The 26,246-nt window shown below is 37.1% G+C and carries 19 protein-coding genes; 11 read left to right on the top strand and 8 right to left on the bottom strand.

All coding sequences use genetic code 11. The annotated features are described in order from the left end of the window. Nucleotides 1-36: 36 nt before the first annotated feature. The 5 genes from addA to LRA01S_RS05150 form a co-directional block, all read right to left on the bottom strand. A complete protein-coding gene (gene addA / locus LRA01S_RS05170) occupies nt 37-3,690 on the bottom strand; it encodes a helicase-exonuclease AddAB subunit AddA (protein WP_061774554.1) in 3,654 nt (1,217 codons plus the stop codon). After that, entirely contained in the window at nt 3,674-7,018 is a 3,345-nt protein-coding gene (gene rexB / locus LRA01S_RS05165; protein WP_061774553.1) for an ATP-dependent nuclease subunit B, read from the bottom strand. The genes addA and rexB overlap by 17 nt, the downstream gene beginning before the upstream one ends. 66 nt (nt 7,019-7,084) lie before the next feature. Next, a complete protein-coding gene (gene dnaN / locus LRA01S_RS05160; protein ID WP_061774552.1) occupies nt 7,085-8,227 on the bottom strand; it encodes a DNA polymerase III subunit beta in 1,143 nt (380 codons plus the stop codon). Between the two features lie 171 nt (nt 8,228-8,398). Further along, the gene (dnaA, locus tag LRA01S_RS05155; RefSeq protein ID WP_061774551.1) at nt 8,399-9,769 is read right to left on the bottom strand and encodes a chromosomal replication initiator protein DnaA; all 1,371 of its coding nucleotides are present in this window, start codon (nt 9,767-9,769) and stop codon (nt 8,399-8,401) included. 360 nt (nt 9,770-10,129) lie between these two features. Further along, nucleotides 10,130-10,891 carry a ParB/RepB/Spo0J family partition protein gene (locus LRA01S_RS05150; protein WP_061774550.1) on the bottom strand — a complete coding sequence of 254 codons (762 nt, stop codon included), beginning with the start codon at nt 10,889-10,891 and terminating at the stop codon, nt 10,130-10,132. Nucleotides 10,892-10,948: 57 nt separating this feature from the next. On the opposite strand from LRA01S_RS05150, the gene LRA01S_RS05145 reads away from it, so the two are divergent. Further along, nucleotides 10,949-11,989, top strand: a complete 1,041-nt coding sequence (locus tag LRA01S_RS05145) for a glycerate kinase family protein (RefSeq protein ID WP_061774549.1) — start codon at nt 10,949-10,951, stop codon at nt 11,987-11,989. Nucleotides 11,990-12,029: 40 nt separating this feature from the next. Here LRA01S_RS05145 and trhO read toward each other — a convergent pair whose 3' ends face one another. Then, nucleotides 12,030-12,986: an oxygen-dependent tRNA uridine(34) hydroxylase TrhO gene (trhO, locus tag LRA01S_RS05140; protein WP_061774548.1), complete on the bottom strand. Its 957-nt coding sequence runs from the start codon at nt 12,984-12,986 to the stop codon at nt 12,030-12,032. A gap of 147 nt (nt 12,987-13,133) precedes the next feature. Here trhO and LRA01S_RS05135 point away from each other — a divergent pair, with 147 nt between their 5' ends. Further along, the gene (locus LRA01S_RS05135) at nt 13,134-13,679 is read left to right on the top strand and encodes a DNA-3-methyladenine glycosylase I (RefSeq protein ID WP_061774547.1); all 546 of its coding nucleotides are present in this window, start codon (nt 13,134-13,136) and stop codon (nt 13,677-13,679) included. A 40-nt stretch (nt 13,680-13,719) separates the two neighbouring features. Here LRA01S_RS05135 and LRA01S_RS05130 read toward each other — a convergent pair whose 3' ends face one another. Further along, a complete protein-coding gene (locus LRA01S_RS05130) occupies nt 13,720-14,466 on the bottom strand; it encodes a DUF975 family protein (RefSeq protein WP_061774546.1) in 747 nt (248 codons plus the stop codon). A gap of 198 nt (nt 14,467-14,664) precedes the next feature. Between LRA01S_RS05130 and yajC the strand changes: the two genes are divergently transcribed. The 5 genes from yajC to rseP all read left to right on the top strand — a co-directional run bounded on the left by yajC (nt 14,665) and on the right by rseP (nt 19,394). Next, nucleotides 14,665-15,021 carry a preprotein translocase subunit YajC gene (gene yajC, locus LRA01S_RS05125; RefSeq protein ID WP_061774545.1) on the top strand — a complete coding sequence of 119 codons (357 nt, stop codon included), beginning with the start codon at nt 14,665-14,667 and terminating at the stop codon, nt 15,019-15,021. Between the two features lie 212 nt (nt 15,022-15,233). Then, complete coding sequence (uppS, locus tag LRA01S_RS05120; protein WP_061774544.1) at nt 15,234-15,980, top strand: undecaprenyl pyrophosphate synthase; 747 nt, start codon at nt 15,234-15,236, stop codon at nt 15,978-15,980. Beyond that, entirely contained in the window at nt 15,977-16,771 is a 795-nt protein-coding gene (locus tag LRA01S_RS05115; protein WP_061774543.1) for a phosphatidate cytidylyltransferase, read from the top strand. Before uppS ends, LRA01S_RS05115 begins: the two co-directional genes overlap by 4 nt. Before the next feature lie 104 nt (nt 16,772-16,875). Continuing rightward, nucleotides 16,876-18,051 (top strand): 1-deoxy-D-xylulose-5-phosphate reductoisomerase, encoded by a 1,176-nt coding sequence (locus LRA01S_RS05110; protein ID WP_061774542.1) that lies wholly within the window; start codon nt 16,876-16,878, stop codon nt 18,049-18,051. A 104-nt stretch (nt 18,052-18,155) separates the two neighbouring features. Then, entirely contained in the window at nt 18,156-19,394 is a 1,239-nt protein-coding gene (gene rseP, locus LRA01S_RS05105) for an RIP metalloprotease RseP (RefSeq protein WP_163604845.1), read from the top strand. Nucleotides 19,395-19,443: 49 nt separating this feature from the next. On the opposite strand, the gene LRA01S_RS05100 is transcribed toward rseP, so the two are convergent. Next, entirely contained in the window at nt 19,444-20,193 is a 750-nt protein-coding gene (locus LRA01S_RS05100; RefSeq protein ID WP_061774540.1) for a helix-turn-helix transcriptional regulator, read from the bottom strand. A gap of 233 nt (nt 20,194-20,426) precedes the next feature. Here LRA01S_RS05100 and LRA01S_RS05095 point away from each other — a divergent pair, with 233 nt between their 5' ends. From LRA01S_RS05095 to LRA01S_RS05075, 4 genes are all read left to right on the top strand, one after another. Continuing rightward, nucleotides 20,427-20,849, top strand: coding sequence for a hypothetical protein (locus LRA01S_RS05095; protein ID WP_061774539.1), 423 nt, complete (start codon nt 20,427-20,429; stop codon nt 20,847-20,849). Between the two features lie 10 nt (nt 20,850-20,859). Beyond that, nucleotides 20,860-21,603: a hypothetical protein gene (locus LRA01S_RS05090; RefSeq protein ID WP_061774538.1), complete on the top strand. Its 744-nt coding sequence runs from the start codon at nt 20,860-20,862 to the stop codon at nt 21,601-21,603. Nucleotides 21,604-21,649: 46 nt separating this feature from the next. Continuing rightward, complete coding sequence (locus tag LRA01S_RS05085; protein ID WP_061774537.1) at nt 21,650-23,482, top strand: C47 family peptidase; 1,833 nt, start codon at nt 21,650-21,652, stop codon at nt 23,480-23,482. Nucleotides 23,483-24,330: 848 nt separating this feature from the next. Continuing rightward, the gene (locus tag LRA01S_RS05075) at nt 24,331-26,184 is read left to right on the top strand and encodes a proline--tRNA ligase (RefSeq protein ID WP_082785394.1); all 1,854 of its coding nucleotides are present in this window, start codon (nt 24,331-24,333) and stop codon (nt 26,182-26,184) included. Nucleotides 26,185-26,246: the final 62 nt, after the last annotated feature.

Genomic DNA, 26,246 nt, shown 5'->3' with positions numbered 1-26,246 from the left:
TTACCTCAATGTTAAATTGAAATGATCTTGTGCATTTTATAGTTGTTCAATATAAACCTTGTCTGGTCCACCTAGTAAAATCAAGTACTGCTCAATTTTCTCCTGCTTAAAGGCAGTTGTTAGACTTTCTGCATAGAGCGACATTTGCATCTGATAACGTGCTTTAATCTCAGGAATGGCTTCTAAATTTGTAAAGTGGTCTGTCTTATAATCAAACAGGATGATTTTATCAGCTAACTTGATGAAACCATCAATAATTCCTCGAATCACATATTGCTCACCTGATGCCTGATCCGTTTTTAGCATCGAAAAAGGGGCTTCACGTGTCATCGACTTGTGATGGGTCACCATCATTTGACCAAAATCTGTATCAAATAAACTTAAAATTTGATCAACTTTGATTTTTTGTTTGACCTCATCTCGAACAGTAAGACTTTCAATAGTCTGGCTTAATGTTTCACGTGTAACATTTGAAAAATCAAGTGACTGCATTAATTCATGTACAGCAGATCCCAATTCAGTCGGTGATACTTTTTTATCTGTTTTTAAAAATTCAAATTGAGAATACTTTTGATGATTGCTGACAACGACATCCTGCTCTGAAATCAAGTGTTCATAACGTTTCTTGATCTGACTCGGTGTTTGAATCGTTGGTAAATTGATGCCTGCCGCATATTTATCGTTTAATTTATCAGCAGAATCCAGAATTTGCTTGGCTAATTTAACCTCTTCAATTGTTGCCATGGCATCATCATACTGCTTGGATTCGGCTATTAAGGTTTCAAAAGATAGTTGATTTTTTTGATCGACAGGCACCATATCTTTTAAATCATCATCCTCAACCACGCGAACCTTGAGTCCAGATGATTTTTTAACAGTCGTCGCCTGATAAACACCTAACACCCAGTTAAGATAGCCTTGACTGGATTGTCTAAGAGTGTCATCTAAGATACCATTTACATTAAAAGCAGCCGTTTGATAAGCGATGAATTGATTGTCTTCATCTAGTTTTGAGGCATCAACCTTCCCCACCATGTAAATCTTCTTGACAGCACGTGTAAAGGCAACATAAAGCATCCGCATCTCCTCAGCTAATGCTTGATACTCTTTTTCTAGAGCGTTTGCCATCTGCGGTAAGGTGGTCATCTTGACTATGGCATAAGGAAATTCCGTATCGATTTCTTTTTTGAAATCAGCTAGGAAACTAATCCCTGCACCATTTTTTCTGGATAGAATTAAATCGCTCGATAAATCTTTTGTATTGAATTTTTTATTGACATTCAAAATGAAGACGTAGGGAAATTCAAGGCCTTTTGATTTATGAATAGTCATGACACGAACAGCATCGCTTGGTAAAGCAATGTTGACAGCAGCTAAATCATTTTTACTATCCATAAAATTGTCGATCATTTTGATAAATTGAAATAAACCTTTATAACCGGATGACTCATAAGTAGCAGCACGATCTGCTAAAGCTGCCAGATTAGCTTGACGGAGTTGGCCATTTTTCATGCCACCAACATAGTCATAATAATGGGTATCCCGATAGATTTCCCAGATCAAACTGTGTAAACTTTCTTGATGAGCAAGTTGACACCACTTGCTAAATGTATTTTCAAAATGCTGAATTTTGACAGATAAAGTAGTATCAATCAAGTCTGCTTTCAAACCATTTTGACATCGGGCTTTTTGATACTTGTCATAGAAATTGACATCATTTGAAGCTTGTAAACTGATAATCGCTAAATCATTTTCACTAAAATCAAATAATGGTGATTTGAGAAGGGCGACAAATGATACATCAAACAAGGGATTGTCAATCGCTCTTAACACGTCCAACATAACCAAAACTTCCATTGCCTGCAAGTAGTTGATTTTACCTTCGTCCAACACTACTGGGATATCAAAGGATTGCAAAACGCGTTCGATTTCTGCATTATTTGTTTTACTTCTGACTAAAATGACAATATCTTTTGGCTGCGTACCTTTACTCAGCAGTTGACGAATGGCTTGTGCCGTCACAACTAGCTCATCAGTAGACACAGCATCGTCTGTTTCAGAGCTAACACTTTTTTCATCCTTATAAATCAAAAGCTCAGCTGTCAAATCAGGGGAAGTCTCTTGCGCTAACTTTGGATTACCGACAACTAACTTTTCTTCTGGACCATAGACCATCTCACCAATCTTTTTATCCATCAAATGCTCAAAAATCTGATTGGTAAAATTAATGACTTCTGGATATGAACGGAAATTTTCCTTCAGTCTAATTAGTTTGCCATCGGCGTCAGGTTGCTGGTAAGCCTCATATTTACTCATAAAAAGAGAAGGATCCGCTAATCGAAAACCATAGATAGATTGCTTGACATCTCCGACCATAAAAGAGTTTTTACCATTTGATAAGAGCCGCAACATCGCCTCTTGCAGATGGTTGGTATCCTGGTACTCATCAACCATCACTTCAAAATATTGCGTCTGGTAAACTTTACGCAGAACCTCATTTTCCTGCAAAATCTCAATCGTTAAATGGGTCACATCAGCATATTCTAGACAGGCATTTTTGAGCTTATAGTCATGATAACGCTGATAAAATGCTAAGGCAATCACCTGTAAATCATGTGTCAATGCACTAGCTGGTTGATGATACTTTTCAATTATGTCTTGATGCTTAATGGCCTCTATAAATTGATCAAGACGTGCCTTATTCGTCGTGATTAGTGTTTTTAAACTCAGCTTTTGGGCTTCAAGTACTTCATCACGGTTATCTTTATTATTGGCATTCGGTACAAACTGAAATTTCATCTGACGATAAAATTCAGCAAACTTTTGAAATTGTTTTTGACCTAAGCAATCATATAAATACTCAAAATTAGCTAAAAATTCTTCAGTATTATTTATTTTAGCTGGGCCTGTAATCACACCAGAAGACAAATTTTCAAGAAGTGCTCGATATATTTCTTGTAAACTTTCCTGTAAACCATTTGTAAATGTATCCGGTAAGTCAGTAAAGCTTTGATAGGTTGAAAAACCATTCAAAAAATCATTTTCTAACCAATCAATCGGATTTTCTAAACTATCTGCAAAAGTATTAATTTTATTCAATACCGAATAGAAGGCATCAATTTTACGGTCGCTTGAAAAATTATTCATCACTTGAATAAATCTTTCTTGACTGATAATCCCTTGATCAGCTAAATGCTCTTCTACCAGCTGATCAAAAATATCTCGTTTGATGACTTCTTGCTCTGTGCTATCTACTAATAATCTAAAAGTTGGATCTAGATTTTTGAGATAAAAATTTTCTTTCAGAAATTTGAGTGTAAAACTATCCATTGTCCCGATATCAGCAGTTGACAAGTCCTGTAAAGCAGTTGTCAAAAGATGAATTTCTTCAAAGGATCTTTCATGAGCACGTGTTTCTCTAATTTTTTTATCCAATCGCAGTTTTAATTCAGCCGCCGCTTTATTGGTAAAGGTTGAAATGAACAAATTTTTGAGTGATACACCATTCAATATGAGGTTAATAATCCGTTCAGTCATCACAAATGTTTTTCCAGAACCAGCAGATGCGGATACTAAAATATTAGTACCAGTGCGATAAATGGCCTCTATTTGCTCAGGTGTTTTCGGTATTTCTTTGCCAATTTCAGCTTGCTGTAACAAGTCGATTTCTTGATCACTGAGTTGCTGCATTTTCTTTTCCTCCTGTCAGCAAAGATGCCCTTATTTCTTCTTTTGATTTCAGGTTAACTTTCCGACCTGATGATAAATGACTGTCTGACTCAAAACCACAAATTGACTTAAATTGACAAAATTGACAGCCTTTGGCGTGATGTTTCACAACAATCGGATTGATCTCAATCTTCCCAGACAATATCTTCTGACCCGCTTCTTGGTAAAGTGTTTCATTATGGGTCATCAAAGCAGACATTTCTGTTTCATTATAGAAGTTTGCATTATTTTTAAAAGGTAAGCCGTCTTTAGTAAATTGACCTAGATTAAAAAGATGGTCAAAATTATCTTTTAAATGACTGGCTAAATCTGCATTAAAGAAACCGGTATAGCGCATTTTCTTTTTGAGTTCTTCAGAAATATCGGTAACTTGATTAACTGACTTCAGCGCAATCGTTGGATTTTGTAGGTGCAAATAAAGCGCACCCCAAATCGTTTGAGAGGTACCATACTGCTTAGCATTTTGACGAAGAATATCTAAGTAGGTTAAAAATTGTAAACTTGTCCCATCATAGGCCGATTGCAACTCAAACTTCTTATCCCCAGACTTATAATCAACAGCGCCTAAGGTATCAAATATACGATCAACACGGTCGATGATACCACGCAAATTTAATTTTTTCTGGTCCTGTAACGCAACCTGATAGGTTTGAAGACCTGATTGATCAAATCCGAAGGCCTGTTCAAATGCCAGTGGTTTAATGCCTGTATTTTCTAACGTTTGCTTGAGCATTATTGAAGTTTGTTTGATAATCTCTTGCAGTCTAGTCCAGGTATAACGACTTGTCGCATCACGTGTAAAGAAGTCGAGGTATTTACTGTTAACCTCTTGTAAAGAACTTGTCAATGTATCATCAAAAGATGTCGCCTCTACTTGATCTGAACGCATGACGTGTTCAAAGACTTCATGGAAATATGAACCAGAAATTCGAGAATCTAAATCAATCTTTTCAAATGCTTTGACATGAAGGGTATTATTTATAAAGTATTGATATTCACAATTATAAAAGTTTTCAAAACTTGACACAGAGGCATTTAAATCTGATGGGTACAAGGCAGCTATTACCGAAGTATCAAGTTGTCTTGCTTGTAAATGATCGCTCGTTACTGCTGATAAAATATGTTGATAGTCAGGATTTTTAGCCATGATTCTAAATAAACTCAGCCAAAATGACGTATTTAGAGACAGCTCTTTCGGGTTAGTCCTTGACATAAGTAAACGCTCAATTTGACCTAAATTAGCCAATAAGCCATCATAATTGCCAATTTGTTCAATCGTATCAACTAGATTGACACCCTCCTTGTAAATAGGTGTGACACCTCTGTCAACGATAAATTGTAGAAACTGTGATAAATCGCTTTGTTCATTACTATATATTTCAGGGGTTGACAGAACTAGTTTCTTATTAGCCGCATTAAATAATTGTAAAGCTGTAAAGCTATTTTTTTTGTAGTTGATGAAATTTGGTTCATCAATAAATTTTAGATGATCTAATTCAGTATCACGTAATTTTTGATTGATCTTAGCACGTTCTTCATTAGAAATAAGACTTGCATTCTGCTTACTTTTAGGGAAATTGGATTGGGTCAAGCCAATCGCAAAAACATAGTCAGCGGTATGTGGCTCAACTAGCTCATATGATTTAACTTGAACAACATCAACATTAGCTGGTACAAGTCGATAAGCAGCATTTTTAATCCCTGCTTCAATAATCTCTAAAAATTCCTGAATCGATAATTTTTCCAGACCAAAAACAGCTGTAAATTCCTCTAAAACAGCCATCAATAATTTCCATACTTCTAAATGTTCAGAAGCTTTCTCGAAGTTTCCAGCTGCTTCAGCATCGAAATAAAGCTGCTCAATCTTTTCTTTTACCTGTCCGGTTTCCAAAAAAGTTTGAAATTTTTTAACCCAATTTTGACCTTTTTGTGGTTGACTTCCCAATAGAATTTGTAAAGGAGATGCAGGACCAATTAGACTTGATCTTACTTTTTCTGCCCTAAAATCTTCAAATTCTTGGGCAAATTTAGTCCTTCCTTTAATATTACGCTGTAAACTATAGTATTCAAATTTGTAAACATCTTGTAAATTTAATTGACTATCTGTGTAAAGCTCTGTTTTCAGTAAATTCAACACATCATTGAGTTGGTAATGATTAGTCTTTATTTTTAATAAAGCTTCAACTAAGACGATTAAAGGGTGATCTTTCATTGACTTTTCTTGCGCATAGAAAAATGGAATATCATAAGTCTTGAATATTTCAGGTAGTAAGATACGATCTGATGCGACATCTCCTAATAAAACTAAAATATCCTGATATTGAACTCCTTCAAAGAGTAGTTGACGAATTTGTTTAGCAACATGTTCTATCTCTTCTTTATGATTAACAACCTGCCAAATCTCTAAACCATCATGTTTTGCTAACTTATCTGATTCTGTCAATGTGAAATCGGATGACTTTTCCATCAGTCTTGATAAATCTGTAAAGGTATTGTCAACATCGTTGTTTTTTTTGTAAACAACTGTCAACTCATATTTTTGAGCCAACATCTGCATTAATTCGACTGATTGCTGATAAACATTACCATCTATAAAAGTAGCAGAAATTGCTTTTTTAGAAGCATAGATACCTAATACAATGTCTGATACGCGACTAGATAGTGCATCAATCAAGGTCATTTCTTCTGCAGAAAAGCGTGAGTAACCCTCAATGATTAGGATATAGTCTTGTAAGGCTTCTGTCAATTCATCATTGACAATGCTGTCAATAAATACTTGGAGTTTATTATCATTTGAAAACTGGCCTAATTGATACTCAAAAGCATCAAATATGTGTATCAATTCTTGATTTTTTTGACTATCCGCTGCTAACAGTAAATCCTCAGACATCAGATTAGCCGCAGTTAACTCATGATAAAGTGACACTAACTGCGTGATGAAGCCTTGTTTATCCCGCATAAAGCGATAGATTGGGATTTGATCATCAGAAAGTTGCTTCAAGGTTTGGCGCATAAGCATGGCCAGACCAATGGTCGATAACGTTTTTCGGCCATTGTCTTGATTTTTATCGAAATACCAGGGTAATTGTTTTAATCTGGTCACGGTTAAATCAAATAAAGCACCATCCTGGACAGCATTAAAACGTGTCAAAATCTCTTTTTCTTTTTCAAAAGAAAGAGATGATGGCACGATATAAAATATTTTTTTGCCAGCAGCGATGTGATCACGCGCTTCATCAACTAAAAAATCAGTTAAGTGACCATAAATATCAGTGTGGATAACTTTCATAAAAAAATAGACCTCTCGGTCTATTATATCATGTTTGGGATAGCTCTCATGAGTTAAAACTATTGATTAGTTGGTCCGAACAGGAGTCACCAATTGAACGAAATCAAGTGTATCACTCTTAGGAACCAAAGTAAATGGTCGAACAGGTGAGATAAAACGAATACGAACTTCTGGTTCTTTAATAACTTTTAAAGCATCAATCAAATATTGGGGATTGAAAGAAATTGTTAAATCATCACCAGATTTAGCTAAAGGCGTAATCTCTTCATGTACTGATCCGACTTCTGGTGAATTAACGGTTGCAATGATTTGATCACCAGTAATGCTTAATTTAACAGTACCGTTTGTCGTCGCATTAGAGAGCAATTTAGCCCGGTCCATGGTGTGGCGAAGGTTAGCAACGTCAAAGGTCAAATCAAGCGTATAATCGGCGTCTGAAGGGATCAGACGGTTAGTATCTGGATAGTTACCTTCAACTAGTCGTGTATAAAATGAAATCGTCTCATTACGAATCAAGATCTGATTGCTTGAAAAGAAAATATCCAATTCAGTATCATCATCAGAAAAGACAGATTTAAAGCTATTCACTGATTTATTAGGTAGCACCAAGTCAAAATCTTCACTTAATTTATCAAGTGTAATCACACGTTGACTCATCCGATGCGAGTCAGTCGCAACAGATTTGAGGATTTTATTATCCGTTAAAGTCAAATGAAGACCTGTCAAAATAGGACGTGACTCTTGTGTTGAAACTGCAAAAGCTGTTTCTGTAAAAATTTCTTTTAACACGCCAGCTCTAATTTTAAGCGGGTTTTCAGTTGGCATTTCTTGGATGCGTGGATACATTTCAACATCCAAACCTTTAAGGGTAATTTCTGATTGACCTGATGTTAAAACTACTTGATTTTGTTCGATTTCTTTAAAATCAAAAGTCACTTCTGGTAAGTTATTCACAACGCTTTCAAAAAAGCTAGCTTCTAATAAAATGCTACCAGGTTCAGTTATTAACATACCTGCATTTTCATCATCTTTAGATAGAAAATTTTCGATTGAAATTTGACCATTTGAGCCAGTTAAGGTAATGCCTTCAGTTGAAACATCAATTTTAATTTTAGATAATGTTGGAATTGCAACTTTAGTTGAAATAGCTTGTTTGGTAATTCTCAAATTATTGAGAAAAGCAGTTTTGTTGATAGAAAAATTAATCATCGAGCGAACTCTTTCTTTTATTAGTTAATAAATATAGTTAGTAATAGTAATAGGGGCTGTGAATCATGTGGATAAGTTCAAGAAAAGCTGTGACACCAACTTTAAAGGGTTGTGGATAAAAAATAATAAGGTGTGGATAAGTGTGGATATTTTCCACAAATCAATAAGTAACTACTTTAGCTGAGACTTAATCGTATCCATCTCTTTTTGAAGGCTAGTGTCTGTCTTCATCTTATCAGAAATTTGCTTATGAGCATAAATAACGGTTGTGTGATCACGCCCACCAAACTCTTTACCAATGGCAGGTAGGCTTTTGCCAGTAATCTCACGAATCAAATACATAGCGATTTGTCGCGGATAGGCGATTTCTTTTGGTCGTTTTTTACTAATCATGTCAGCGACTGAAATCTTATAGAAATTGGCCACTTCTTCCTGAATTCTTTGAGAAGAAATATCTTTGTCTTGCGTGATTTTAGTGGATTCCAAATTACTTAGAGCTTTGGCGGCAGTATCAATGTCAATCGTATCAATATGATAAGTATTGGCATAAAACTTGAGATTTTTCAGGGCGCCTTCTAAATCCCTGACATTGGAATCAATGCGACCTGCAATATAAGATAGAGTTTCTGAGGGAACTTGGAGATTCATCTCATCGACTTTGTTAAGGAGAATGGCCATCCGATCTTCATAGTTTGGTGCTGTGATATCAGTCGTTAAGCCCCAGCTGAAACGAGATTTGAGTCGTTCTTCAAACTCATTAAGCTCATTTGGTGGTCGGTCACTGGAAATGACAATTTGGGCACCTTTATCATGTAAGGTATTGAAGGTTTGGAAAAATTCGTTGATCGTTCCTTCTTTTTTAGCAAAGAACTGAATATCATCTAGCAAGAGTAAATCTAGCGTACGATATTGATCTGTAAATTCTTGCATTTGATTTTTACGAGAACTTTGAACATAATCATTGACGAAATTCTCTGATGAGACATACTTGATGCGAGCATCTGGCTTATCGTTTAGAATTTCATTACCGATCGCATTCATCAAATGGGTTTTACCTAGTCCAGGACCACCATAGATAAAGAGCGGGTTATACATCCCCCCAGGATCGTTTGCTACAGCAATGGCAGCGCCTAGAGTCATGCGGTTACCTTCACCTTGGACAAAATTTTGAAAAGTATATTTATGATTCAGGCCATTTTTTATTTCTGAGGTAACAAATTTGTTCGTTTCCTGAAGTTCAGATGTTTCTGCAACCTTATCCGCATTTTCATAATCAGCAAGGTTGATGTCGTCTGCTGAATAGAGGGAAAAGCTAATTTCGGCGCCAAATATTTCAAAACCGGCTGTTTTGATGAGATCTTCTTGCTTTTTCCAAAAATCTCGGTGCATGTTGTTATCAAGATAAATCTTGGCGTTATGATCTGTGATTTCAAGTAGTTTAGCTGGTTCAATGAAAAAATCGTAGGAGGCTTGTCCTAAATTATTTTGGGCAAGTGCTTTGACACGTGCCCAGAATGTTTGCTCATCTTTCGTTAGAGACATTTAGCTCCTTTCTATCTATTATCAGATGGTTCATATCTGACTTAATCGGTACAAAATCAATGTGAATAAAATTTGTAGCTAAAAAAATTATATCATGTTGGTAGAAAGTTTTCCACAATTAATCAAAATTTAAAAGAAAATTCCACACGTGAGTTAAAAATTATACACAGGATTGTGGATAATGTGGATAAAAATGGTAATTTTGATCTTAATCACAGGTATTTTTTCCTGAAAAGTAAGAAATAGCTTGATTTTTAGAAAGTTAATCACAGTTGTGCAAAACTTATGCACAAGCTGTGATTTACTTTTTTATGTGTATAACTTTGTTCAAAAAGAAAAATCCATAGACAAGGCTGTGGATTATTTTTGGGTCAAAATGAGGAGAAGTCTGTTAAGATCTTCTAGTGTATTGTAGGCAATTTCTATTTTCTTTGGCTTAATCGTTACTGCTTGACCCAAAGCTTTCGCAATATCTGTTTCAGCTGATTTGATAAAGACATCTTTAGAAGATTGTATATTAGGCTCGTTCGTTTGTTTGGTCAAGCGTTTTTCGAGTGCGCGAACAGAAAGTTGTTCTTGATCAATCCGTTGTGCCCAATCCAATTGCTCTTGTGGTGTTTTTAGACCGAGTAAAAGTCGCGCGTGACCTTGGGAGATCTTTTGCACCTCAATCATCTCTAAAATTGGGTCAGGGAGATTTAAAATTCGAATGGCATTGGTCACATAAGGTCTAGATTTGCCAAGTTTTTCAGCGATTTGAGTATGGGTCAAACCTTGTTTCGTCACGAGATTTTGAAGACTCCGCGCTTCATCTAGAAGGGTCAAATCATCCCGTTGTAAATTTTCCAAAATCGCTAGTGTCATCATCTCGTCATCTGTTAATTGGCGGATAATAGCCGGAATTTCAGTGAGGCCAGCTAATTGAGAAGCTCTAAAACGGCGTTCCCCAGCTAAAATTTCGTACCCAATAATTGGTGATTTTCTGACGATGATTGGTTGTAAGACACCATTTTCTTTAATTGAATCGCTAAGTTCTTGTAACTTTTTGTCGTCAAAGACGATCCGAGGTTGATAGGGATTTTTGACGATATCTGATATTGGTAGCAATTGAATAGTTTCCATATTGCTATTTTACCATGTCTGACTTGTCTTGTGCATGATTTTTGCTATACTAAAACTATGAAAATTCTAGCAGCCATTGATTCATTTAAAGGTAGTGCCACTTCTGAGCAGCTGAATGATGCAGCTCTATCAGGGATTTTAGCAGCATATCCTGACCTACAAGTGCAGAGTATCCCCATTGCTGATGGTGGTGAGGGTGTTTTAGACGTCCTTGCTTACCAAGAAAATGCCATCACGAAGACAAGTTTAACGACTGATTTATTGGGCCGTAAACTTGAGGTGCCCTATTTATTACTTGGGGATACAGCAGTGATTGAGTCGGCTAAAGTCATTGGGATTGATTTAGTCGACGTCAGCCCTGAAACTATTTCACGCGCGACAACCTACGGCTTAGGCGCAGTTGTCCAATCTGCTATCCAAGCTGGTGCTAAAACGATTATCGTGAGTCTAGGAGGCACAGGGACTTCTGATGGCGGTCAAGGATTTTTGAAAAGTCTAGGGACAACTGATTTATCAGACGTGACCTTAATTGGGGCGAGTGATGTGACTAATCCTTATTACGGGGAAAATGGTGCAGCCACTATTTTTGCAGCCCAAAAAGGAGCAACAGCAGACCAGATAAAGCAGTTAAATCAGAGAGATGAGCATTTTGCAAAAGCGTTATTGAAAGATCGTGGCATTGACTTACAAAAAATACCAGGGGCAGGCGCAGCAGGCGGGCTTGGTGGTGCCGTTGCTCTACTAGGTGGTCGATTGACCTCAGGTTTTGACTTCATTGCTGATCTCGTCCATTTGGAGCAGGCCATTGCAAATTCAGATCTTGTTTTAACAGGTGAAGGTCATCTGGATCATCAAAGTTGTCAAGGTAAAGTCGTTTCAGGCGTCGCTAAACTAGCGATAAAACATAAGAAACCCTGTGTGGCTTTAGTTGGCAGTCGTTCCGATGATCTGGTAGGGCTTGAGTCAGACTTGACTGCTGCTTTTAGTATTCAGACAGGCCCCATTGCTTTAGCAGATGCTTTGGTGACGCAAAGAACTTTAAAAAATATGGCCCTGACGGCACAAAATGTTGTGCGTGTCTTTAAGGTGCGTAATTGATGATAACAAAAAAAACAGCCGAGACTGTTTTTTCTTTGGCTTAAGCAACAACTTCTTGAATAGCATGGAGGCGTTCAGCAACTTCTACTTCTGATAGATTGTGGCTGACGACGTAGCGATTACGTGGATGGACACGACATTCGTGACTGCAACCACCGAGATAAGTTGCTTCATTGGCTTCAGAGGCTAAGATTTGACGATTACATTCTGGATTGCCACAGTTGATGTAGCGCTCACAAGGTGTGCCGTCAAACCAGTCTTTACCAACAATGACATGTTCATTTTGGTTGATTGGCACGGCAATTCTGCTGTCAAAGACATACATTTGACCATCCCATAAATCGCCTCTCACTTCTGGATCTTTCCCGTAAGTTGCAATGCCCCCATGAAGTTGACCAACATCTTTGAAACCTTCTCTGACCAACCAGCCTGAGAATTTTTCACAGCGAATCCCACCAGTACAGTAAGTGAGGACACGTTTCTCCATAAATTCTTCTTTGTGATCGCGCATCCATTGTGGTAATTCTCTAAAACTACGGATATCAGGGCGAACTGCACCTCTAAAGTGACCCAAATCAAATTCATAGTCATTACGCGCATCAATGACGACGGTATTGTCGTCTAACATAGCTTCTTTAAATTCTTTTGGTGATAAGTAGGCACCTGTTAAAGCTAAAGGATCGATGTCATCTTCTAAATTAAGGCTGACCAATTCTTTACGGTAACGAACGTGCATTTTTTTAAAAGCATGGTCTTCAGATGCATCAATTTTAAAAATCGTTTCAGTAAAACGAGGATCAGCATGCATCATGTTGATATAAGCTTCAGTTTGTTCAAAAGAACCAGAAACAGTCCCATTAATCCCTTCATCAGCAACTAAAATTCTGCCTTTGATGCCTAAATTTTTGCAGGCTGCGAGATGTTCTTTAGCGAATTGTTCACCATTTTCAATTGTTACGTATTGATAGTATAAAAGCACACGATAATCTTGTGTCATTTTATTCCCCCTTGTTTTGTATATAAAATCTACCACCTACCATTTACCCATCTTTAGATAGGTAAAGCAACCATTTTGCTTGTGTTTTTTTACACAAAATCTATGGTACAATTTAAGGATAAAGACAAAAGAAAATGGAGAAATCAGATGACAAGATGTGATTGGGCAAAAACAGTGTTAGAGATCGATTACCATGATCAAGAATGGGGGAAGCCAAAATATGATGATGCCATACTTTTTGAGATGTTGATTCTTGAGGGTATGCAAGCTGGTCTAAGTTGGTCTACGATTTTAGTAAAGCGAGAGAATTATCGCAAGGCCCTGGATGGTTTTGATCCCCAAAAGATTAAGGACTATGATCAAGATAAACTAGATAGCTTGTTACAAGATGCAGGACTCATTCGCAACCGACTTAAAATGCGAGCAATTGTTAAAAATGCTAAGGCTTTTATCCAGGTTCAAGCAGAATTTGGGAGTTTTTCAAATTATCTCTGGCAATATGTTTCAGGTCATCCAATACAACATGACTATCAAACCTTATCAGATGTCCCAGCTAGTAATGACATTTCTGAACAGATGAGCCAAGACATGAAGAAAAGAGGCTTTTCATTTGTCGGGCCAACGATTTGCTATGCTTATATGCAGTCTGTTGGTCTGGTTAATGATCATCTCGTTTCGTGCGACTACCGGTAAAAAGATGACAAAAAAAAGCAACCTCGGCTGCTTTTTTTGATTATAAACGATCTTGAATTCGTGCTTCGTAGAAAGCAACCATAGACATTTCTGTATAAGGCATGGTCCAGATTTGAGGGATACCGAAAAAGAAAACGCTTAGAATGTACCATCCGATAAAGGTTAAGTTAAAGAGGAAGTATTTGGCTTTATAACCTTTCATCATCTCTTTGGAGGTATTGAGGACATCCCAAATACCTTGGTACTGATTATTTTTGAGTTTATCATACAAAACATAAGTTGCTTGTGACCAAGAAAAGCCAAGATAAATCGCGATAGCCCAACCAACAACGGGAATAAGAACAAGTAGAAACATAATCAGCTGTGTGACAAGTGTTAAAGCAGCAATTTTCCAGAAAGAATTATCGTTAAAAGTTCGAAGAATGTCTTTGGATAAATCAATATCTTCTTTTTCACCACGAAAAATTTCTATATAATTGAACATACTGGCTGTTTGAAAAACAGTCACGATGACAGTTGTAAAGAAACTGATGACAATTGAAACGATAATAATTGGTATGACAATCGCAAGGACTAATCCCCAATCAATATTTGAAAGTGCTTCTGGAGTACCAGAAAAATCAATATTTGATTCATCCAGCCTATGTTGTATGGTCATTGAGGATGAATTGGATAAACGGCCTGTAAGGATAGATATTAATAAAGGTACGATGAATAAGAGCATTTTGGCAATAAAATTATCTTTAAGTGCAAATTTTGCGGCCTGCTTTAGTTCTGAACTAGTCATGTTTACTCCTCTTTGTAATTTTTATAACATATAGATTATTTAATCATGATAACATTTCTATCAAAAATAAGCAAAAATAAACAAAAATAAACCTAAATCTGTTATCAGGTCTAAAATTGATATCATTAAGTGTCGTGCTTTTTTTATTGGTTATAATCTGCTATAATAGAGACTATCAAAAATAAATGAGGTAAAGACATGAGTTTTGTAATTTTGATCATTCTGTTCGGTGGGATGATGTGGTTTATGCAACGTAACCAAAAGAAAGCAGCTGCCCAACGTCAAGAACAGCTTGATAATATGCAACCTGGTTCTGAAATCGTGACTATTGGCGGATTGCATGGTATTTTGGCGAACGTTGATAAAACAAAAGGGACAATTGAACTGGACGCTGAAGGGGTCATTTTAACTTTTGATCGTGCAGCAGTTAAAACAGTTAAACCAGTTGTAACTACAGAAGCTACAGAAGCGCTTGATGGAGTGATTGCTGAAGCCAAAGCAGAGAATGTTGACGCTAGCGAAACAGCTGACAAACAAGACTCACCTTTTGAATAACCTGTCAAAAATAGGCCAGTTGGCTTATTTTTTTAAGAATTTTTATTGAAAATGTGTTAAAATTAAGGGAAGCTCATAAACAAAATGGTAAGGATTAGCAAGTCATTTTTAAAATTTTAAATGTCATAAATCACGTCAAATCAGATGACTTTAACTTCTTGCAATATGTTAGTGAGCAATCAGGATCGATGAATTAGAGGTAGATAGATAAGATGACAGAAACAGCTGATAAAGCAGTCATGCAAAAAATTCCCAACCATTTGGCAGTTATCATGGATGGTAATGGTCGTTGGGCACAGAGTCAAGGCAAAGCACGTATCTTTGGACATAAGGCTGGGATGGATGCCCTACAGACGATTGCGATTCACGCGCAAAATAGAGGCGTAAAAGTTATGACTGTCTATGCTTTCTCAACAGAAAACTGGACGAGACCAGCTGCTGAAGTTAAATTCATCATGAGTTTACCGATTGATTTCTATGAAAGATTTGTGCCAACTTTGAATCGTGAAAATATTCGAATTGCCATGATTGGCACACGAGAAGGTGTGCCAAAAGCAACGCTGAAATCAATTGATCGAGCGATGGTTGATACAGCACAAAATACAGGGATGATTTTAACAATCGCGTTGAATTATGGTGGCCAAGCTGAGATTTTAGATGCGGTTAAGGCATTGGCTATGGAAGTTAAGCAAGGGGTGTTGTCGGTAGATGAGATTACACAAGACAGTTTTGAGCAACGCTTAACGACGGCGATTTTACCAGAAGCTTATCGAAATCCTGACTTTGTCATTCGGACATCAGGCGAAAATCGTTTGAGTAATTTTTTACCATGGCAAACAGCTTATAGTGAGTTATATTTTACAGAGACATTGTGGCCAGATTTTGATGAAGCTGCGTTAGATTTAGCATTTGACGTTTTTTCACAACGGGATCGCAGATATGGAGGAATCAAAAAATGACGCAAAGAATTATCACAGGTGTGGTCGCAGGAGCTGTCTTTTTAGGCTTAGCGATTCTAGGTGGCACACCTTTTCATATTTTAGTGGCCCTACTTGTTATTATTGCCATGGGTGAATTGTTCAGAATGCGCAAATTGGAAATTCTATCTTTTGAAGGAATTTTAGCAACACTTGCTGCCCTCTCTTTGTCTTTGCCTACAACGCAGTATTTCCCACAACTTGGCACAGATAGCAATTTTACCTTATTTACTTTATTTTTATTGATCATGATGGGGATTATGGTCTTTACCAAGGGCAAATACTCTTTTGAAGATTTAGGATTTCCATTTTTATCAGCCTTTTATATCGGGATTGGTTTTCAGAATTTATTAGCGGCGCGTGAAAATAGCTTGTTTATCTTGTTTTTAGCCCTCTTTATCGTCTGGGCAACGGATTCAGGGGCTTATTTTGTCGGTCGAAAATTGGGTAAAACAAAATTGATTCCCAGTGTGTCGCCAAATAAAACCGTGGAAGGATCATTAGGTGGGATTGTTTCAGCTATTATTGTAGCTTTGTTAATGGTCTTTCTTTATCCTAAACAAGCGCCAGATATTAGTCTGCTACATTTAGTCATCTTGGTGGCTATCTTCTCCGTTGTGGGGCAACTCGGTGACTTGGTGGAATCTAGTTTGAAACGTCATTTTGGCGTGAAGGACTCAGGTAAAATTTTACCAGGTCATGGTGGGATTCTAGATCGTTTTGATAGTCTGATTTTTGTTTTTCCTGTGATGCATTTACTTGGTTTATTTTAATCTGATTTAGTTAAAACATAACATCTGTTGATTGTGTGCTGCTGACATGGTGCGAGCAAGGGATGGACATATAAAAAAATTAAACGAAGGAGGCAGTTAAGCGCATGACAAAGAAAAAAATTATTTTATTAGGGGCGACGGGAAGTGTCGGCGTTCAGGCTTTAGATGTGATTGCGGCACATCCGGATCAATTTGAACTGGTCGGGTTTGCTTTTGGCAAGAATATCGAAAAGGCGCGTGAGATTATTCAGGCTTTTTCGCCCAAAATCGTCGTGGCATCCCAAGAATCGTCACAAATCGAACTGGCGCAAGAATTTCCAAGTGTTGAGATTCATGTCGGAGCAGAAGGTTTGATCACCTTAGCGCAACTAGAGGCTTATGATATTTTGCTCAATGCCATCGTGGGTTCGGTTGGTCTTCCGCCTACGATTGAAGCGGTTAAACTTGGCCGTGATATCGCTTTAGCTAACAAGGAAACCTTAGTCGTTGCTGGCTATACGATTATGGCTGAAGCAGCTCGGACAGGTAGTAAAATTTTACCTGTTGACAGTGAGCATGCGGCGATTTTCCAAGTGCTTCAAGGTGTTCAAAAAAGTGATGTCCGCAGTTTGACGATTACTGCATCGGGTGGCTCATTTCGTGATCAAACCCGTGAGGAGTTGCTTGATGTAACACTTGATGATGCCTTGGCTCATCCCAATTGGACGATGGGAGCGAAGATTACCTTAGATTCTGCGACCATGGTCAATAAAGGGCTAGAAGTCATCGAGGCGCATCATTTGTTTGGGATTCCTTATGATGATATTCATGTTGTGTTACATCGGGAATCTGTCGTACATTCAATGGTGACCCTTAAAGATGGTGCTGTTCTGGCGCAACTCGGGGCAACGGATATGCGCGAGCCAATTCAGTATGCTTTATCCTATCCGAGACATTTGACCATGCACAATGAAACACCCTTTGATTTGACCGAAATTGGCGCCCTTCATTTTGAGAAAATGGATTTGGTCCGTTTCCCAATGTTAGATTTGGCTTATCGGGTGGGCAAACTAGGCGGTGGATATCCAGCAGTCTATAATGCGGCCAATGAGATTGCTAACCAAGCCTTCCAAGATGGCAAAATCACCTTCTTAGAGATCGAACAATTGATTACACGTGCTGTCTTCGAACACATGGAATTTGATGGGCAAACTTTACATCAAATTTTAGCTTCTGATGAAAGAACACGTCAAAAAGTAACACAATGGGTCGAAGATTTGACCCAAGAAAAAGGACTTTGAGCGGACGAAGTTCGCGAATGTCCCCGCTTGGCAGAAGCAACAGCGGATGTCAAGTTTCAAGATTTCATGAAGTGAAATAGCAGAAAAGGAATTAAAAAAATATGGTGCAAAGTTTAGTCACATTTATCATCATTTTCGGTATTATTGTTTGTGTCCATGAGTATGGTCACCTGTTTTTTGCTAAAAAATCAGGGATTTTGGTGCGAGAATTTTCGATTGGTATGGGACCGAAAATCTATGCACATCAAGCTAAAGATGGCACCCTTTATACCATTAGAATGTTACCTCTGGGTGGTTATGTTCGCATGGCTGGCTGGGGTGAAGATGAAACTGAGATTAAAACTGGTGCACCTGTGAGCTTGACATTAGATGTCCAAAATCAGACGGTGACACGCATCAATCTCAGTGATAAAGTGCAGTTTGGTCAAGCGCTTCCGATGCTTGTCACAGCTTACGACTTCGAAAAGGCTTTAATCATTACCGGGGAGGTCAATGGGGAAGTCGTGACGTATGCGGTGGCTCATGATGCGACGGTTGTTGAGGAAGATGGTACAGAGCTGCGCATTGCGCCTTTAGATGTGCAATATCAGAGTGCGAGTCTGCCTGGTCGAATGATGACGAACTTTGCAGGACCGCTCAATAACTTTATTTTGGGCGTGGTGGCTTTTGTTCTGGTTGCCTTTATGCAAGGTGGCGTGCAAGATTTGAATACCAATCAAATCACGGTGTCTGATCACAATTTACCGGCTTATCAGGCTGGTTTACGGACGGGTGATAAAGTTGAGACGATTAATGATGTGCCAGTTTCTGATTGGTCTAGCTTATCAAAACAAATCGGTGAATCAGATGGTAAGGCCATTCAAGTTAAGACGGACCTCAAAACACTGACGATTACGCCTAAGAAACAAGAGAAAAGTTATATTATCGGGATTACGCCGTTTTTAAAAACAGGATTTGTAGATAAGTTAACAGGTGGTCTTAAAGAGGCGTGGACGTCTGCTTTTGCGATTATTAATGCTTTGAAAGATTTAATTTTACATCCAGATATTAATAAATTAGGTGGACCAGTTGCCATGTATCGGATGTCTGGTGATGTGGCGCGTGAGGGTATCACGACGGTTATCAGATTTATGGCACTTTTATCCATTAACTTAGGAATTTTCAATCTGATTCCGATTCCTGCCCTGGATGGTGGTAAGATTGTCATGAATATCATTGAAGCGATTCGTCGTAAACCGATGAAACAAGAATATGAAAGTATCATTACTCTTGTAGGTGTGGGCATCATGGTTGTCTTGATGATTGCGGTGACTTGGAATGATATTTGGCGGTTGTTTCGGTAATTAATAAAAATTAAAAAATAGGTGTGTAACTCGATTGTGAGCTACACACCTATTTTTTATTATTTTTTCGATAATCCAGTGGTGTTTGAGAAGTCTTACTTCTGAAAAATCTGATAAACGAACTGGTATTCATAAAGCCAATACTGTCTGAAATATCTTGAATGGATTTTTCGGTATTTTGGAGTAGATGGCATGCATGTTCTAATTTTAATTTAGAAACTAAATTTGAAAAAGTATGATTGGTTTGATTGAAAATTTCATTTTTGATTTTCCTTTGGCTCATTTGTAAACAGTTTGAAATTTCTTCTAGCGTTGGATTCGTAGCAAGACGGTTAAAAATTTCATTTTTGATAGAAATGTAAGGTGTTTGAGTGTGTAGATGTCTAGATAAGTAATGGTAAAATTCAGAGCATTTTTTTTGGATAATTTGGTCATCTAAGATAGGGAAAGTATGGAGATTACGTATTTTATCAAGACTAGTTTTTGAACGAAATCCCCCAAAAACGAAAGCACCTGAGAGGACATTAGAGTTAGCATGTTGTATTGGAAAAGTGGAGTAAATCAAATTATAATATCCTCTAAATAAAATAATATCGTTTTCTGTAAAGAAAAAATTCTGTTGTAAGTTTTTATAGTGCTGATACCAATTTTTTGATAAGTTCGAATCTAGTAATATGGGATGGGCATTTTTAAGCTCAAAAAAATTATCTTTGGCATAATCATGATAGATAATAAAAGGAATATCATCAAATTTTTTTAAAGTTTCATATAAGGTTGTGTTAGTAAAAAGTTCTCTCATTTTTCTTACTTCCCTCTTTTTGTTTTTTATATTATCATAAAAAACAAAAAATATCAATCATTTATTATTTTTAAAAAGGTAGTTGTGAAAATAGATAATGAAATGAGTGGAATTGTCTATTTATTATTATTAGAGTAGATGATAAAATCATAGTGTAAATTAACTTAAAGCGTTTACATGTAGTATATATAATACCTAATAATTAATTAGAAAAATGGAAGAAGGGATACAAAGTGAGGTTAAATTGGAGAAAATATCTACTAGGTAGAATTGTTATAGTTTTAGGATTGAGTATATTATTTGTACTTTTCATAAATAACAATAATCACAAAGAGATAAATAGGAAAACTAAAACTTCAGTAGTTGATTCAAAAAGTAAAAGTGTTGAAAATTCACAATCTGAAAAACGATCAAGTAGTTCAGAGGGAGATAGAAAATCACACCAAGTTACTACTGCTGCTGAAGAAAAAAATATCATTGAACTAAAAAAAGGCATTATCGAGCAAGGTATGTATATACGTTTAAACGGTAAGTTAGAATTAGCAACTGAGTCTAATTTGAAGGACATAGAAAAGAAAATTAAAAACCCTGTTATTTATGATATGGATAAAGATGGGGAAATGATAATGGTAATTGCTGATTCAGAAGAAAGATAGGGAGAGTGAAATGAAATTGAAAAAGTTACTGATACAGTTAGTGATGTTGATTGGTGTGGGGGTTGTTTTACTCCCATATTCAGCACAAACTGCACTTGCGCTCACAAGTGATAATACAACGACGACGATTGATGATGTTAAAGTAGACCTTAAGCAAATCAAGGAAATAGCTAGACCTACTTGGCAAATTATCAATTCAAATGATGGAAGAGATGGTAGAATTTCTCAATCTCTTGCTGCTTCAGTTGTTTCTGTAGTGAATGCTGATACTCAAAATGACGGTTGGGTATCAGCATCGGATATGTTAAGTTGGTTATATCCAAATGATACAATTGAAGCGTTAAAAAGCGAGAATATTAGTGCTGAACAAGCTGTGGCGTGGTTAAATTCTAAAGGTTATTCTGCTAGTATTGTTAATAGATCATTGACAACAGATGAAATTAAGAAGAGTTTAGATAATACGAGTCCAATTATTACAATTTTTGAGAGTCAAGATTCAGCCAATTGGTTAGAAAAACAAACAACTGGTGTACTTTATGCGCATACGGATGTTGAAGCAGGTACTGAGAAACTTCATCAGTCATTTGTTAAAACAGCCTATCATGGAGAATTATCAATTCAAGATGGAACAGAACAAAGTCCATTTAAGTTTGAAGATCAGGATGAAAATCCAAACTCAAGTATTGCTGCTTCTGAATATAAGTGGGTCAAGTCTATAACAGATATAAAAAAAAGATCCAACTTGGGAAAGTAGTTCAAAGATTTTAAGTAATCGTGCTTCGGGAGTTTTTAATGTTAATTTGACAAAGTCAGGGAATGATATTACTGGTGCTGAGTTCACTGATTCAGATGTTCAAGCATTACGCCGAAAACATCCAGCAACAATAAAAGATAGCGAGACTAAATTAGCAGCAGTCTCTTTGATCAACCTTTATTTTGATGATGAAAACCAAAAAACTGTTGCAGATCTAGAAACATTTGCTAAAATAGAGACAAGTCAAGAAGTGACTGGAGAACAAATTGTCAATTGGTATAAGTCTTTAGGCTTTTCTTGTGATACTTCACAAGGAAGATTAACCAAAGATTTAACTAAATCTCTTTCGAGTTCAGGTAAGTTATATTTAACGACATATAAAGCCTTGGATAAAAAGGATAAAATTCAGCAACTTGCCTCAATTGGTAAAGGTTTCACAGAGAATAATTTTGGTTATAATCCAGATATATCACCAGTGATACAAGATGAAAGTATTTCGACAGTTTACAATATAAATTGGAGCGGTCAAAATGCTTACCAAGAATATTTAGCAAGAAATAAATCGTTTAACTACGATTATTTTACGAGAATTGATATTTCTAAGGGAGCATCTCAGGGAGACTATCAGTCAGATTTGACAATCTATAACATCCGTCAAAAATCTGCACCTGAAGTTGAAAATACGCAATTTAAACCAACTATTCCTAATGTTACTGTACCTGAAAAGACTGCTACTTTTAATTCTAGTAATAATTTTCAAATTCGTGAAACACAAGGTTCAGAGCCATGGTGCGCATCTTATGTTGAGGCTGCTGCGATAAATGCTTTTAGAAAAGCAACAGATACACCTATCACATCAGCCAAAGCATTGATGCAACTAAAACAACCAGGCGTTTCAGACGAGGAATTACTAAAACTTAATGGTGGTTCTATAGGGGATTCTGTAAGAGTAATTAAAGAGAAATACAATGTTGGTGTGACAGTTGAGGAAAGGGCATTGAATTTCTCAGAAGTAAAAAAAGAAATTGATGCGGGGCGAATTATTGAAATGGATGCCTACAACATCAATGCTGAAACGTATGAGGAAAAAATTGAAACTGGGCATGCTTTAGCGATTGTTGGCTATGTTACCTCAAATGATGGGGATAGTAGCAAGGTACCGTATTATGAGATATGGAATCCGTGGTGGTCAAGTACTTTCTATATACCAGCAGATAACAGTATTTTTAGATTAGCTGGAATAGATTATAGATGGACACGTAGTTGGTATAATTGGCGGCAAGATGGTTTAGTATCAGTAAATGAATCTACAGCTAAACAGAAAGTTGCAAGTATAGGGAATCCAATTTCTGTGGTTGAGAAAAATTTTATTGAACCAAATCCGATTTTAAGGGGGAAAACTTTCTATTCAAATATTAACTTAAAAAATTCACAAGATGTTATGCAGCAATATGTGAGTGAATTTGGAGCAGAGGAGACTGCGGAGGGTATTGGTGCTACATATGGTTTTGCTAGCAGTACAGGAAAGCTAAAAGGAAAGATACTCCGTATCAGAAAAAATGAATCGACTAAAAATATTTATAGCCCTGCGCTTCCAGCTGCGTTGAGTTTTGTTGAGGCAGTTAAGGGACTGAAGTCTAATAGGGAACTCTTTATATACTATGGCGTTAGTACAGCATTCATTTTGACAGCAGTAGCTATATCATTAGCTGTCCCAGGTTTTGCATTAGCAGCAATTTTAGCAGATATTGTGGGAGGAATTACCGGAGGAGGCATGGGTGTTGGTGCTGCGGCTGGTCTTGCTACCCTAGTGATAGAATACTGTAAAAATTCGAATAGTGCAAATTCAAATTATAAAAAATTAGAAGATGGAGTTTAAATATGAAAAAGGGTATGTTATCAAGTTTAATATTTATCTTAACATGTCTATTTTGTGTTTGCCTATATATTTATTTCAGCCCACCATTGATAAATCAAGACACCTCTATTCAATCATTCAATGAGTTGATAAAGCTTTCGAGAAAAAGGCTTATGATTTCTGAACTCATTTCTTTAGGTGCTATATTAATTGCAAAGTTAATTATTTTTATAATCAATTATTGTGTTCGCTTTTTTCCCATGTATGAACAGCATATTGACTATTATTTGAAATTGGGAAAATCTTTGCGATACTTGCAATGGATAATGAATGGTTTTGTGTTAGTAAAGCTTATGTCTTTGCTATTTAATTGATCTAGTTTGGTTGTAATATGAGTATAATCATTGGTGAAGATATGGAGAAAAATGCGAATCAAAATTACAATTTTATTCATCTTTACTTTTCTGTTTAGTTTACTATCAATGTTTATAAAGGGTAAGTACGCTCCTCTAAATATATTATGGTTGAGAATCGTGTATGATATCTGTTCATTGATATTAGCTTTTTCCTTAATTTTAAAATATAAGAAACTTTTAATATGTTGGAAACCTAAAAATAAGCAACAAGAAATGCGATTTCTATCATTTTTAAGTTTCTGTGTTACTCCTTTGCTTATATTTGGTGTCTTTTTATGGTAGTTATCAGGTAAATAAAAAAAGCAATTTAGATTTTCATATTCCATTTAATGCTGTTGGATTGAACAAAGTGCTGATTTTCAGCGCTTTTTTTGATATAATGAAAACATTACATGAAAGGAAAGGATAATCTCCAAGCGCAGGGCTTGATAGGGTTATCCAACTATCACACACATGAAACAATCCAAAATGCTTATTCCTACCTTACGAGAAATGCCGTCTGACGCGCAAGTCATCAGCCATGCCCTTCTCGTGCGTGCAGGTTACGTCCGCCAAGTCTCAGCAGGTATCTATGCTTATCTGCCATTGGCTAACCGCGTGCTTGAAAAATTCAAGAACATCATGCGTGAAGAGTTTGAAGCCATTGGTGCGGTGGAATTGCTAGCACCTGCCCTTTTAACTGCAGACTTGTGGAAAGAAAGTGGTCGTTATGAGACATACGGCGCTGACCTCTATAAGCTTAAAAACCGTGATGCATCAGATTTTATCCTCGGCCCAACGCATGAGGAAACCATGACAGCACTTGTCAGAAATGAAATCACATCTTATAAGAAACTCCCATTGAACATCTACCAAATCCAGCCGAAATATCGCGATGAAAAACGTCCGCGTTACGGCCTGCTTCGCGGTCGTGAGTTCATCATGAAAGACGGCTATAGCTTCCATGCTAACTACGATTCACTAGATGAAACTTATCAAGACTATAAACATGCCTATGAAAAAATCTTCACACGTGCTGGTCTTGATTTTAAAGGCATCATCGGTGATGGTGGCGCCATGGGTGGCAAAGATTCGCAAGAGTTTATGGCCATTACACCCGACCGCACGGACTTATCACAATGGTTGATTTTAGATAAATCAATTGCTGATATTTCAGAAATCCCAGACTTTGTGATCAAAGATATCAAGCAAGAACTTTCTAACTGGTTGATTGCAGGTGAAGATACCATCGCTTATTCTGACGGCTCAGATTACGCGGCCAACTTGGAAATGGCATCGACTGAATTTGTCAAACCAACTGCTTATACAGAGCAGCTTGAACTGACAAAAGTCGCAACACCAGATGTGAAAACAATCGAAGAAGTTTCAGCTTTTCTTGACGTGCCAACTGAGCAAACCATCAAAACACTTGTCTACAATGCAGATGGCGAAATCGTTGTTGTCTTGCTCCGTGGCGATGATGAGTTAAACGAAGTTAAATTAACGAACCACTTAGGTGCTGATTTTGTAGAACCTGCGACAGAAGACGAAACGATCAAAGTATTTGGGGCAACATTTGGCTCATTAGGTCCTGTCGGTTTACCAGAAAACGTTAAAATCATCGCTGACCGTGTGGTTGAAACCATTGTCAACGTTACCGTTGGTGCCAATGAAGATGGCTTCCATTATCAAAATGCCAACCTAGAACGTGACTTTAAAGTGGCTGAATTTGTTGATTTGCGGACAGCCAAAGAAGGCGAACTAGCACCAGATGGTGGCGGTCACCTGAAATTTGCACGAGGGATCGAAATCGGTCACATCTTTAAACTTGGCACACGCTATTCTGAAAGCATGGGCGCTAATGTCTTGGATGAAAATGGTAAAGCGAAGCCTATCATCATGGGTAGCTATGGCATCGGTGTGAGCCGGATGTTATCAGCGATTTTAGAGCAGTTTGCGCGCATCAATGTTGAGAAAACATTTAAAGGCGACTACAAATTCTCATGGTCAATGAACTTCCCTAAAGATTTGGCACCTTATGATGTGCACGTGATTCCAGTCAATGTTAAAGATGAAACAGCTGTCGCTTTGTCAGCTGAAATCGTTGAGACTTTAACAAAATCAGGCTTGCAAGTCCTTGAAGATGATCGCGCAGAACGTGTCGGCGTTAAGTTTGCAGATAGCGACTTGATTGGTCTGCCAGTGCGCGTGACAGTTGGTAAGAAAGCCGCTGATCGCATCGTTGAAGTTAAAATTCGTGCGACAGGCGATACGCTTGAGGTCAATGTCGATGACTTGGCTGAAACGCTTGCGATTTTGAATCAATAAGCAGATATAAAACCAGAAATCTGATAGCCGGATTTCTGGTTTTTTGTGGCAATAAAATAGGG

The organism is Pseudolactococcus raffinolactis NBRC 100932, from assembly GCF_001591765.1.
GTDB lineage: Bacteria > Bacillota > Bacilli > Lactobacillales > Streptococcaceae > Pseudolactococcus > Pseudolactococcus raffinolactis.
The sequence above is the reverse complement of the archived record's forward strand: the minus strand, read 5'-3'. Positions and strand labels throughout refer to the sequence as shown.